11 protein-coding genes are annotated in these 11,514 nt (G+C 57.1%); 3 read left to right on the top strand and 8 right to left on the bottom strand.

Annotation, left to right across the window (positions count from 1 at the left end; genetic code table 11):
- Nucleotides 1-6: 6 nt before the first annotated feature.
- The gene (locus tag ABJM11_RS08165) at nucleotides 7-537 is read right to left on the bottom strand and encodes an RNA pyrophosphohydrolase (protein WP_348296879.1); all 531 of its coding nucleotides are present in this window, start codon (nucleotides 535-537) and stop codon (nucleotides 7-9) included.
- 174 nt (nucleotides 538-711) lie between these two features.
- On the opposite strand from ABJM11_RS08165, the gene ABJM11_RS08160 reads away from it, so the two are divergent.
- A complete protein-coding gene (locus ABJM11_RS08160) occupies nucleotides 712-1,368 on the top strand; it encodes an HAD family hydrolase (protein WP_348296878.1) in 657 nt (218 codons plus the stop codon).
- A 15-nt stretch (nucleotides 1,369-1,383) separates the two neighbouring features.
- Here ABJM11_RS08160 and ABJM11_RS08155 read toward each other — a convergent pair whose 3' ends face one another.
- From ABJM11_RS08155 to ABJM11_RS08145, 3 genes are all read right to left on the bottom strand, one after another.
- Entirely contained in the window at nucleotides 1,384-2,580 is a 1,197-nt protein-coding gene (locus tag ABJM11_RS08155; protein WP_348296877.1) for a class I SAM-dependent rRNA methyltransferase, read from the bottom strand.
- A gap of 199 nt (nucleotides 2,581-2,779) precedes the next feature.
- Nucleotides 2,780-3,172, bottom strand: a complete 393-nt coding sequence (gene gcvH / locus ABJM11_RS08150) for a glycine cleavage system protein GcvH (protein ID WP_348296876.1) — start codon at nucleotides 3,170-3,172, stop codon at nucleotides 2,780-2,782.
- A gap of 92 nt (nucleotides 3,173-3,264) precedes the next feature.
- Entirely contained in the window at nucleotides 3,265-4,161 is an 897-nt protein-coding gene (locus tag ABJM11_RS08145) for a LysR family transcriptional regulator (protein WP_348296875.1), read from the bottom strand.
- Between the two features lie 115 nt (nucleotides 4,162-4,276).
- On the opposite strand from ABJM11_RS08145, the gene metE reads away from it, so the two are divergent.
- A complete protein-coding gene (gene metE, locus ABJM11_RS08140) occupies nucleotides 4,277-6,550 on the top strand; it encodes a 5-methyltetrahydropteroyltriglutamate--homocysteine S-methyltransferase (RefSeq protein WP_348296874.1) in 2,274 nt (757 codons plus the stop codon).
- A gap of 31 nt (nucleotides 6,551-6,581) precedes the next feature.
- Here the strand turns inward: metE and ABJM11_RS08135 are convergent, their stop codons facing one another.
- The gene (locus ABJM11_RS08135) at nucleotides 6,582-7,187 is read right to left on the bottom strand and encodes a hypothetical protein (protein WP_348296873.1); all 606 of its coding nucleotides are present in this window, start codon (nucleotides 7,185-7,187) and stop codon (nucleotides 6,582-6,584) included.
- A gap of 166 nt (nucleotides 7,188-7,353) precedes the next feature.
- Between ABJM11_RS08135 and ABJM11_RS08130 the strand changes: the two genes are divergently transcribed.
- Nucleotides 7,354-8,712: an IS1182 family transposase gene (locus ABJM11_RS08130; RefSeq protein ID WP_348296872.1), complete on the top strand. Its 1,359-nt coding sequence runs from the start codon at nucleotides 7,354-7,356 to the stop codon at nucleotides 8,710-8,712.
- Between the two features lie 157 nt (nucleotides 8,713-8,869).
- Here the strand turns inward: ABJM11_RS08130 and ABJM11_RS08125 are convergent, their stop codons facing one another.
- The 3 genes from ABJM11_RS08125 to ABJM11_RS08115 form a co-directional block, all read right to left on the bottom strand.
- Nucleotides 8,870-9,271, bottom strand: coding sequence for a hypothetical protein (locus ABJM11_RS08125; protein WP_348296871.1), 402 nt, complete (start codon nucleotides 9,269-9,271; stop codon nucleotides 8,870-8,872).
- 100 nt (nucleotides 9,272-9,371) lie between these two features.
- Nucleotides 9,372-10,445: a hypothetical protein gene (locus tag ABJM11_RS08120; RefSeq protein WP_348296870.1), complete on the bottom strand. Its 1,074-nt coding sequence runs from the start codon at nucleotides 10,443-10,445 to the stop codon at nucleotides 9,372-9,374.
- Nucleotides 10,442-11,350: a hypothetical protein gene (locus ABJM11_RS08115; protein ID WP_348296869.1), complete on the bottom strand. Its 909-nt coding sequence runs from the start codon at nucleotides 11,348-11,350 to the stop codon at nucleotides 10,442-10,444. The genes ABJM11_RS08120 and ABJM11_RS08115 overlap by 4 nt, the downstream gene beginning before the upstream one ends.
- Nucleotides 11,351-11,514: the final 164 nt, after the last annotated feature.

Raw genomic sequence — 11,514 nt, 5'->3', positions numbered from 1 at the left:
AATCCGTCATTTTTGTTGATCCTTCGTACGCCGGGACTGCTCGCTCCGGTGCCACTGTTCCATGTCATAAAACAGTCGCGGTGCGAGTTCTCGCAGCGCACGTCGATAGACTTCACGTTTGAACGAGACGACCTGCCCCAGAGGGTACCAGTAACTCACCCACTGCCAGCCGTCGAATTCCGGCGAGTCCGTGCCGTCCACGCGCACCTGCGCATCCGGCGAAAGCATCCTCAGCAGGAACCATTTCTGTTTCTGTCCCACACAGATGGGGTGCGAATTGTGCCGCACCATCCTGCGAGGGAGGCGGTATCTCAGCCAGCCACGGGTACAGCTGATGACTTCCACATCGTCTGTCCCGAGACCAATTTCTTCTGCCAGCTCCCTGTAGAGAGCCTCCTCCGGTGATTCGTTGTGCTTGATGCCACCTTGAGGGAACTGCCAGGAGTCCTGCCCTATTCGCCTTGCCCAGAGGACTTCCCCCCTGTGATTGGCCAGAATGATTCCGACATTGGGTCTGAAACCGTCTGAATCTATCACGGCACAGTCCTCTTAAAAGTCGGTTGGCCGGATTAAAAATTCACCAGCCGGATTTATCCAAGTTGCTCTCATTCTTACAGAATCCCAAGGCTTCGGCAAACGGAGCCGGCGGCGGCATGTCATGCTAGACTGTTGCGCCTGTGACATTCGCCATACCAGCCGGAGGTACCGACGTTGACCCTTGCGATTTTTGACCTTGATAACACCCTGCTCGCCGGGGACAGCGACCATGCCTGGGGCGAATTTCTGGTGGAAGAGTCCATTGTGGATGCAGAGGAATATCGGCAGGCCAATGACAGGTTCTATCAGGAGTACCTGAATGGTGAACTGGATATCATGCGCTACCTGAGCTTCGCCCTGCAGCCTCTGGCGAGGCACGACATGAAGCAGCTTATGGCCTGGCGTGAGCAGTTCGTGGAGAAAAAAATCCGGCCGATGATGCAAGCCAGCGCCACAGAATTGCTCAACAGCCACCGGGACCAGGGGCATACGCTGCTGATCATCACCGCCACCAACCGCTTTGTCACCGAGCCAGTGGCGGAACTTCTGGGCATTGAGCATCTGATCGCCACCGAGCCGGAGCTGGTCAACGGACGCTACACGGGAGCGGTTGCGGGTGTTCCCAGCTTTCAGGATGGCAAGGTAACCCGCCTGCACGACTGGCTCGAATCAACAGGGGAAAGCCTGGACGGTGCGTGGTTCTACAGCGACTCACACAACGATGCACCCTTACTGCGCAAAGTAGCGAATCCTGTAGCGGTAGATCCGGATCCGACACTTGAATGCATTGCAAAAGAAAACGGCTGGAAAATCATGAGCCTTAGAGGTTAATGACCACCTCGAGGCTTAAAGAAACCCTGTTAAAGACCGGACAAAACAGCTCTTGATATAATCCGTCTCCGGAATTCCCGGAACAACCGGATGGTCCGGCGCCTGGTGCCCCTGCTCCAGCAACTGCACAAACCGGTCAATCTTGCGGCCACTGCTACGGATAATGTCCGTCAGCTTCTCCTGGGAAAGATGCATGGAACAGGAAGCCGACACCAGCAACCCATCCCGGTCCAGCAGCCTCAACCCCAACTGGTTCAGGCGGGCATAAGCCTCTTCCCCGGCCTTCTGGTCGCGCCTCCGTGGAATAAGCGCCGGCGGGTCCAACACCACAATGTCGAACTTTTCCTTTTCGTCACACAGCGCTTTCAGGGCGTCGAAGGCGTCGCCCTCAATGGTTTCGATGTTGTCGAGCCCATTGATCTTCGCATTGTGGTGAACCGAGTCGATGGCACCGGCGGAACTGTCCACAAAGGTCACCTGCGTAGCCCCCCCACAGGCCGCCTGAATACCCCAGCCGCCCACGTAACTGAAAACATCCAGCACCCGCTTGCCCGGCGCATAGGCCTGCAGGCGCTGACGGTTCATGCGGTGGTCATAGAACCAGCCGGTCTTCTGTCCACCTTCCATGGGCACCTCAAAACGCACCCCGTTCTCTTCAACCGGCAGCAGATCAATTTCCGGCCCATGGGCCTGCTCAACGTAGGTATCCAGCCCCTCCACCTTACGCATCTTGCCGTCGTTCTTGAGAATAATCGCCCGAGGATGAGCCAGCCTTTGCACGGCCCGGACAATCGACTCCTTCATCTGCTCCATGCCGGCGGTGGAGATCTGAACCACCACCACATCAGCAAACCGATCAATCACCAACCCGGACAGCCCGTCGCTGTCACCGAAAACCCAGCGATAAAATGGCTTATCGAATAACCGCTCCCGCAACGCCAGCGCCGTCTCAACCCGCTCGGTGAGCCTTTGCGGCGTCATGCCGTGGGCAGCATTCCGGCTGATCAGACGTCCACATATCAGAGCATGGGGATTCACAAACACCGTCCCCATCGGCTTGTCATTGGCAGCGCGCAACTCAGCCTGAGTACCGGCTTCAAACTCTGTAAGTGGGGATCGGCGGGTATCCACCTCATTACTGTAAACCCACAGATGACCAGCCCTGAGCCTGCGCTCGGCGCCTTTTCGGAGGTATAAAACCGGGAAATTCATAGAGAGCCGCCTGAAGAAAGAATAAAAAGAAAGCTTAGTGCTTGTATAGACGAGTCCAGCGCTGCAGACCGGGGATCAAGCCGGGTGGGCCTTCCAGAAATGTGCGGAGCCATGGATGGCGGAGCCCAAGCCGCACAGGGACGTCTTGAGGCGTTTTCTGGAAGGCCCACCCGGCTTGATCCATGCTCCAAAGATCAGATCACTCTTCAGAAGCAACATGCTCCGCATAGGCCACAGCATCCATCAGCCCATCCAGCTCCCCCGGATCCGCCAGCCGCACCCGGAACAGCCAGCCATCGCCATAAGGATCCTCATTCACCTTTTCCGGCTCATCCTCAAGACTCTCGTTGACCTCAATCACCTCACCAGTCACCGGGCTGAACACATCTGACGCCGACTTCACAGACTCCGCAACACCCGCCTCTTCAGCGCCGGTCACCGTTGCCCCCACATCCGGAACACCGATAAAAACGATGTCCCCCAGCTGATCCTGGGCAAAGTCCGTGATTCCGACGGTTGCAGTGCCATCATCGGCCACACGCACCCATTGGTGAGTCTCAATGTATTTCAGGTCTGCGGGTGTTTCGCTCATGGTCAGATTCCCCGATGAATAATTTCGCGCATTTTAACCGAAGAAAGACGCCCCCGCGAACATCCCGGGCAATGTAACTCCAGAAAACACATTCAAACCAGGCCCCAGGTGGTCTTCCGGGCCATTGCCATAAACGACTGCAGGTAGTCCACATTGGCATCCCGCTCACGAAGGCCAAGAAAAATCTGCTTATCAATACCCTTGCGCCCCAGCTTCACCGGCTTGATCGGCATCTGGTGAGCGTACTCTTCCACCAGCCACCGGGGGAGCGCGGAGACGCCGCGCCCGGCTGCCACCATCTGCAGCATGATGTCCGTGGTTTCGATGGTCTTGTGCCGCGCCGGGCTGCTGTGAGCCGGCACCAGGAACCGGGTGTAGATATCCAGCCGCTCCGCATCCACCGGATAGGTAATCAAGGTCTCGCTTTCAAGGTCCGCAGGCTCCACCCAAGGCTTCGTGGCCAATGGATGGCTCCGAGGCACCACCAGCACCTGCTCATAGTCAAACACCGGCTCAAACACCAGTCCCTTCCTGTGTAACGGGTCCGGCGTTACCAGCACATCGATGTCGTAACCAAACAGTGCGCCAATGCCACCGAACTGGAAGCGCTGCTTCACATCCACATCTACACCCGGCCACTGCTCCAGGTATGGCCCCACCACCTTGAGCAGCCACTGGTAACAGGGATGGCATTCCATCCCGATCCGCAGGCTGCCCCGTTGGCCGCGGGCAATCTGGCCCACCAGCTCCTCGGCATGCTCAAACTGCGGTAACAAACGATTCGCCAGCGACAGCAAATACAGGCCCGACTGGGTCGGCCGCAGTTTCCTTCCCTCCCGAACCCATACGTCGGTGCCAAGCTGCTGCTCCAGCTTTTTCACCGCATGGCTGAGCGCCGACTGGGTCAGGCACAGGGCCTCCGCTGCTGCTGTCAGAGAACCGCACCGATCCACTTCACGGACGATCTCGAGGTGGTTACGTTCAATCATGCCAAGGCCTTTATTGAATTAATTTCATGGATTGATGAGATAATACCATTTTTGTTCATGACCCATCATCGCTAGCCTTGGTGCCTGATTGAGAACAACGAACAGGAGATTCACCATGGTTACCACACACAATCTGGGTTTTCCCCGGATCGGCGAGCGCCGGGAACTGAAGTTTGCCCTAGAAGGATTCTGGAAAGGCGACTTGAACGAAGAGTCCCTGCGGGAAACCGCTGCCAGACTCCGAGCTGGCAACTGGAAAGACCAACAGCAACTGACCCTGGCACCGGTGGGAGACTTTTCCCTCTATGACCAGGTACTGGACATGAGCGCAACCCTTGGCAACCTGCCAGACCGTGCCGGCAAGGCCGATGAAAACGCTCTCGACCGCTATTTCCGAATTGCCCGTGGCCGCTCCCCCGCTGACGACGAATGCTGCGGCGTCCACGCCGGCGAAATGACCAAGTGGTTCGACACCAATTATCACTATATTGTCCCGGAATTCGACGCCAACACCCGGTTCGCCCTTGATCCAACGCGGCTGCTGGAGCAACTGGCGGAAGCAAAAGCAACAGGCGTGAACGCCAAACCGGTGATCATCGGCCCCGTCACCTATCTCTGGCTTGGCAAGTCGAAGGACGAGACCGACCGGCTCAGCCTGCTGGACAACCTGCTGCTGGTTTACGGCGAACTACTGCAGCTTCTTGCAGACAATGGTGCAGAGTGGGTACAAATCGACGAACCAATACTGGTTACCGAACTGGGCGGCGAGTGGCGGCACGCCCTGAACCTGGCCTATCACAACCTCAAGGCAAGCCCGGTTAAGCTGTTACTGACCACCTATTTCGGACAGCTTCGCGAAAACCTGCAACTGGCCTGCGAACTGCCGGTGGCTGGCCTGCACCTGGATGCCATCAATGCCAAAGACGAAGTTGCCCGCGTAACCGACTGGCTGCCCGGGCACAAAGTGCTCTCGTTGGGCGTGGTCGACGGTCGCAATATCTGGAAAACCGACCTGCTGGCAACCCTGGACTGGCTCGAACCACTGCACCAAAAACTGCGGGAGCGGCTGTGGCTTGCACCGTCCTGCTCGCTCCTCCATGTGCCGGTAGACCTGGACAATGAAACCACCATGGATCCTGAAATCCGCTCCTGGCTGGCTTTCGCGCGGCAGAAACTGGAAGAACTACAGCTGTTGGCAACGGCCCTCACTGAAGGTCGGGATTTGGTCGCCGAAGCACTGGAAAGCAATGCGGCAGCGATCCATAGCCGCAGTAACTCTTCACGGGTGAGAGACCCAAAGGTCCGCGAAGCAGTCGCGGCGATCACACCCGAACTGGGGCAGCGCAAGAGCGATTACCAGCTACGTTCAGCCATCCAGGCAAACCACCTGAAGCTGCCTCGCTACCCAACAACCACCATAGGCTCCTTCCCCCAGACCAAGGACATCCGCCAGACGCGACTCAGGTTTCGCAAAGGCGAACTCCAGCCGGAGGAATACGAAGCACGAATCCGCGAGGAAATTCGCCACTGCGTCCAGCAACAAGAAAAGCTGGGGCTGGATGTACTGGTCCATGGGGAGGCGGAACGCAACGACATGGCGGAGTACTTCGGCGAACAACTGGAAGGCTATGTCTTCAGCCGCTTTGGCTGGGTGCAGTCCTACGGCTCACGCTGCGTAAAACCACCCATCCTGTTCGGCGATATTTCCCGACCAAAAGCCATGACCGTGGACTGGATCCGCTACGCCCAGTCCCTGACCGACAAGCCCCTGAAAGGCATGCTTACCGGCCCGGTCACCATCCTGAACTGGTCCTTCGTCCGCGACGACCAGCCCAGGAAAGACACCTGCCTGCAACTGGCACTGGCTATTCGCGAAGAGGTGCTGGACCTGGAACAGGCCGGGGTGAACATCATCCAGATCGACGAAGCCGCGCTCCGTGAAGGCCTGCCCCTGCGGCAGAGCGACTGGCAGAGCTACCTGAACTGGGCCATCGAAGCCTTCCGCATAGCCGCAAATGGTGTGAAAGACGAAACCCAGATTCACACCCACATGTGCTATTCGGAATTCAACGATATCATCGAAGCCATCGCCCGCATGGACGCCGATGTCATCACCATCGAAACCTCCAGGTCCGACATGGAGCTGCTGGACGCATTCAAGGGCTTCCAGTATCCCAACGACATCGGCCCGGGGGTGTATGACATCCACTCACCCAATATGCCGGGCACTGAGCAGATCGTCTCGCTGATGAACAAGGCTGCGGAACGGATTCCTGCAGAACGGCTCTGGATTAACCCGGACTGCGGGCTGAAAACCCGGTCGTGGGATGAGGTGATTCCGGCGTTGAGGGAGATGGTGGCTGCGGCTCGGGAATTGAGGGAGGCTTAGACGTTCTGAGTCAGAGGCCCATGCCTCTGACTCACCCTGTCGATGCTTTAACCTCTCCGAGGTCACTTAAGGACGCCACCTTTACCCTATAGGCATTCATGGAAATCTTTCCGATCTGCGGTGTCAGCTTGCAGGTGCGTTTATCCCAAGGGTACTCCGCCTGGCGCTTCAGCCACTCGGCTCCTTCGCCCTGTTGCCAGGCATCCAGATCCAGACTACGCCAGAACCGCGGATTCCGCCCGATACGGCGGTCATACTCTGCCGTCACCGGGTCGAGATGGCGGAAGGGTTCCAGCCTTGGCATGTCCGGCAGCGGCTGGGAAACGTCCATATATCGCTGCAGCATATTCCACAGAGCCATGACTTCTTCCTTGGTTGGCTCAATCCGGCTCAGGGATGTCTGGCTGAACTGCTTGCCGGTGTAGCGATGAACGAACATCAAACGATAGAAAATGCCGCCATGCTGGATCACGCGTTCCACGTAAGCATCGAACTCCTCAAAGGGCGCCGTCAGTTTCTTGCCTCCCGACAGGGCAAAGCTGACCTCGCCTGAGTCCCGGTTGAAGGCGCTCTCGCCTGCGTCCAGGCCACGGTCCAGGAGTTTTCCCAGCAGCTTGTCGAATGGTCTCAGTACCAAGACAAAGCCGCCGACGACCCAAGGCATCGTTTTTACGAGGATATAAAATGAAACTGGCATCCAAGTGAGGCCAGCAAAGAGAATAACCTAGCAGCCTGTCGGACTTAACCACGCAGTGTCGAAGTGAGATAATCAATACAACAGGGGCCATAACCGGACTTCAATGATGGGACATTTTGTACTTGCTGATCGGGACACTGACTTCCTGCTTCCCCCTTCCATTCAGGATTGGTTGCCTGAGGATCACCTGGCTCGGTTTGTCGTTGAAGTGGTTGATCAACTCGATCTGTCTGAGCTCACCCGGCAATATACGGGGCGCGGTTCGCGGGCCCATCATCCTGGCGTATTGCTCAGCTTGTTGATTTATGGATACGCGACCGGCGTCTTCTCCAGCCGCAAGATTGAACGCGCCACCCACGACTCGATTGCGTTCCGTTATCTGGCGGCCAACACGCATCCGGATCATGACACAATTGCCACCTTCCGCCGACGCTTCCTTCCGCAGATTGAGACTCTGTTTGTCCAGGTTCTGCTGCTGGCGAGGGAAATGAATCTGGTGAAGCTGGGCCGGATCGCTCTGGATGGCACCAAGGTGAAAGCGAACGCCAGTAAGCACAAAGCGTTGTCCTATGCACATGCAAAAAAGATCGAGACGCAACTCAGGGCGGAAGTGAGCGCACTGGCCGCCCAAGCAGAGGCGGCAGATCAGGCGCCGGTGGTTGAGGGCATGGACATCCCCGCTGAGATCGCCCGGCGTGAAGCCCGGCTGGAAGCACTGGCGGAAGCGAAGCGGACGATGGAGGCCCGAGCGCAAGAGCGCTTCGAACAGGAACAGGCCGACTACCAGCAAAAACAGGCCAAACGGCAGGCCCAGAGGGACGCCGGAAAAAAGCCTCGGGGCCGGGCGCCTAAACCACCGCAGCCCGGCCCTCGGGATACCGATCAGGTGAATCTGACCGATGAAGAATCGCGCATCATGCCCGTCTCCGGCGGCGGCTTTGAGCAGTGTTACAACGCTCAGGCCGGGGTGGATACCGAGACGATGCTGGTGATCAGTACGCACATGACCCAGGCGACAAACGACAAACAACAGATCGCTCCAGCCATCACCCGGATAGGCGCGTTGCCGCAAGCCCTGGGTACCGTGACGGATCTGCTGGCCGATACAGGGTACTTCAGCAAAGCCAACGTCCAGGCATGCAGGGAGAAAAACATCCGGCCGTCACTGGCGGTGGCGCGCGATCAACACCACTTATCCGTGTTTGATCGGTTCGCACCCGATCATCCGGCGCCTGTCACGGACGACCCGGTGACACAGATGAAACACCAGTTAACAACCCAGTCCGGACGAGCACTGTATGCACTGCGAAAACAAACGGTGGAGCCCGTGTTCGGAATTATCAAACAGGTGATGGGCTTGAGACAGTTCTCGATGAGGGGGCTGGAGAAAGTTGCGGGCGAGTGGACGTTAGCCACGCTGGCGTGGAATGTGAAGCGGATGAGCGTGTTGAAAATGGCGCAGTGAGGGCCTTTTCACCCACCCAAAGGCCTTATCTGGAGCACCTAAAAGTGCCATAGAGGCCAATCTGGACTCCCTGATGACCACCTAACGGTCAAACTCGGGAAACCAAGCGAACAGACAACGTTAAATAACGCCTGTCAGGTGCAAGTCCGACAGGCTGCTAGAACCGAACAAAGCGAGGCGCCTCTTCTGTCACTAAATAGGAACAGTAGACAACGAACATCTCACCGCCACCAACTAAAACCGTGCCCCAAACATAAGGTATCAACAGCAGCAAAGCCGAGAGACCAAGAAATGCCTTGCCATTAAGAAAACGAATCTGCCGCTGATCCCACCACCAGTCTCCGGCCTCAAAGTCATCCGGATCTTCCTGGTCCTGATGCTGAATCGCATCTACATCTTCACACACCCGGCAATAGGGCTCGATACCGGCGTAATCACCGACAGGTTGAAGGTCCTCACCAAGTCGTTCACGTTTCTCTGGAGACCCTGGCAATGCCGGAATCTGATCCACCCGGAAACCGGTTTTCCCTTGGCGATGTGCTTGGCCATTCTCACTCACACGGCAACCTCTTTCACTGTCCAGTAGGGCGCTGGCTCATTGTCGAACGGGTTCAAGGCCTGGAGTTTCCCATCCGGCAGCGCGCCGTGACGACTGGCAGTCAAACAGGATAAGCGTCTTGCGGGCGCAACTCCCGGTACGCCTGCGTGGACACCTTTCCCAACTGAGGCGTCAGCCGGCAGGTGCGCTTGTCCCAGGGGTATTCCGCCTGACGCTTCAGCCATTCGGCCCCTTCCCCCTGTTTCCAGGCGTCCAGATCCAGATCACGCCAGAATCGGGGGTTGCGTCCGGTTTTCTGGTCATATTCCGCTGTTACGGGGTCCTGGTGACGGAAGGGCTCCAGCCTCGGCATATCCGGCAACGGTTGGGAAACATCCATGTATCGCTGGAGCATGTCCCACAGAGCCATAACCTCTTCCTTCGTGGGCTCAATACGGCCCATGGAAGTCTGGATGAACTGCTTGGCGGTGTAGCGGTGAACAAAGATCAAACGGTAGAAAATACCACCATGCTGGATTACCCGCTCCACGTAGGCATCGAACTCCACAAACGGGGCTGTCAGCCTCCTTCCTCCCGACAGGGGAAAGCTCACCTCACCCGTCTCACGATTGAAGGAGCTTTCACCCGCCTCTAGGCTGCGGTCCAAGAGTTTACCCAGTAGTTTGTCGAATGGCCTCAGCAGAAAGGCGAAGCCACCCACAACCAAGGGCATAGTTTTTATGAGAATATAGAATGAAACTGGCATCCAAACGAAAACTGCAAACAGAATCACTAGAACTCGAAGAAAATATGCCGTATCAGTTGTAATGAGAAGCAAATAGTACACTGTGGCGACGCCACCACCGACCAAAACTACACCACCCCAGACATAAGGTATCAACAGAACCAGAGCAGAAAGACCAATAAACGATTTACCGCTGAGAAAGCGAATCTGCCGCTGGTCCCACCACCATTCCCCGAGTTCAAAGCCATCTGGATCGTCCTGGTTCTGATGCTGGACGGCGCCTACATCCTCACACGCCCGGTAATAGGGCTCGATACCGACGTAGTCACCAACAGGTTGAAGGTCCTCACCAAGTCGTTCGCGCTTCTTTGGAGACTCCGGCAATGCCGGAATCTGATCCGCCCGGAAACCGGTTTTCCCTTGACTGTTTGTTTGGCCACTCTCGCTCACACGGCAACCTCTTTCACTGTCCAGTAGGGCACTGGCTCATTATCAAACGGGTTCAAAGCCTGGGGCTGTTTGTCCGGCAGCGCACTGTGGCGACTGGTATCAAACGCCTCGTAATCATCAAGTACCGGCATAGGGGCCCTGAATGACCCTATTTCGCTCTCGATCCTTGCCTGCAAGACCACCCTCAGGCTGATGGTTCGCCTTTCACTATCACCAAACGCATGGGTTTCGCTGCCGGCCAGGTTCCGTTCTATCAGAAAATGCACGGCGTGGTCTTCCGGCACAGGAACCCAGGTTGTCACCTTTTTCAAAGGTGTGTTTCGGCTCAAATGATATTCATCGACCTGACCGGCGGGGGTCTGCATCGTACTATGGGTGTATTCCAACTCTTGAATCCCAAGCCTCAAGTCTGGCTTCTTACCACCTGCCTTGTCCTGAGGACTCTGGCCAACTTTGAAGCGACTGATCAGGGGAGAACGCACGGTCACCCTATAGTCGTCCGGGGAGGGGCTATGGTTCGCGAACATCGCCTGTTCCGCGCCACTCAGGTTTCCATAGCGCTCGGCGGATACCGTTACCGGGGAGAGCTGGCTCAGCAACTGGGGATAGTAGACGGCATCGTCAGCAGGAAGCCCCTTATGGGCCGGTCCCAGACCAAAGGGACCCTGTTTCAGCACACGCTCAATTTCGCTGTCGGTAACAATAGCGGCAAACACGCTACCACCCAACACAACACCCAGCCCGAGCAACGCCCACCCCCAACCGGGTACCGCCAGCAATCCGGCCAGCAAAGGGGATGCGAGGAAAACGCTGCCGCCAGCCACAGCCAAACCATGCCCAAGGGCAGCATCCATATCACCACGGCTGAGACTGGTGCGACAGTCCCAGGCGCTGACGCCCACCATTACACCAGTCGCAAAGAAGTTAACTAGGAGTCTGCGCGGCAGGAGCCACCTTCTGGCATAATACGTAAAAATTCTTCAGCACCGGAGAATCCGATGGGAACCACCTTCCGCCCCTATTCACCTGATCAGGAACTGCTTCTTCCCCCGAGCCTGAACGAGTGGCT

The organism is Marinobacter sp., from assembly GCF_039977835.1.
Classification (GTDB): Bacteria; Pseudomonadota; Gammaproteobacteria; order Pseudomonadales; family Oleiphilaceae; genus Marinobacter.
This window is presented reverse-complemented; position numbering and strand designations above follow the sequence as displayed.

Coding starts and splice junctions, on each gene's coding strand:
- ABJM11_RS08130 (WP_348296872.1), top strand. CDS start 7,354: ATGGGACATTTTGTACTTGCTGATCGGGACACTGACTTCCTGCTTCCC.
- ABJM11_RS08155 (WP_348296877.1), bottom strand. CDS start 2,580: ATGAATTTCCCGGTTTTATACCTCCGAAAAGGCGCCGAGCGCAGGCTC.
- gcvH (WP_348296876.1), bottom strand. CDS start 3,172: ATGAGCGAAACACCCGCAGACCTGAAATACATTGAGACTCACCAATGG.
- ABJM11_RS08115 (WP_348296869.1), bottom strand. CDS start 11,350: ATGGTGGGCGTCAGCGCCTGGGACTGTCGCACCAGTCTCAGCCGTGGT.
- ABJM11_RS08145 (WP_348296875.1), bottom strand. CDS start 4,161: ATGATTGAACGTAACCACCTCGAGATCGTCCGTGAAGTGGATCGGTGC.
- metE (WP_348296874.1), top strand. CDS start 4,277: ATGGTTACCACACACAATCTGGGTTTTCCCCGGATCGGCGAGCGCCGG.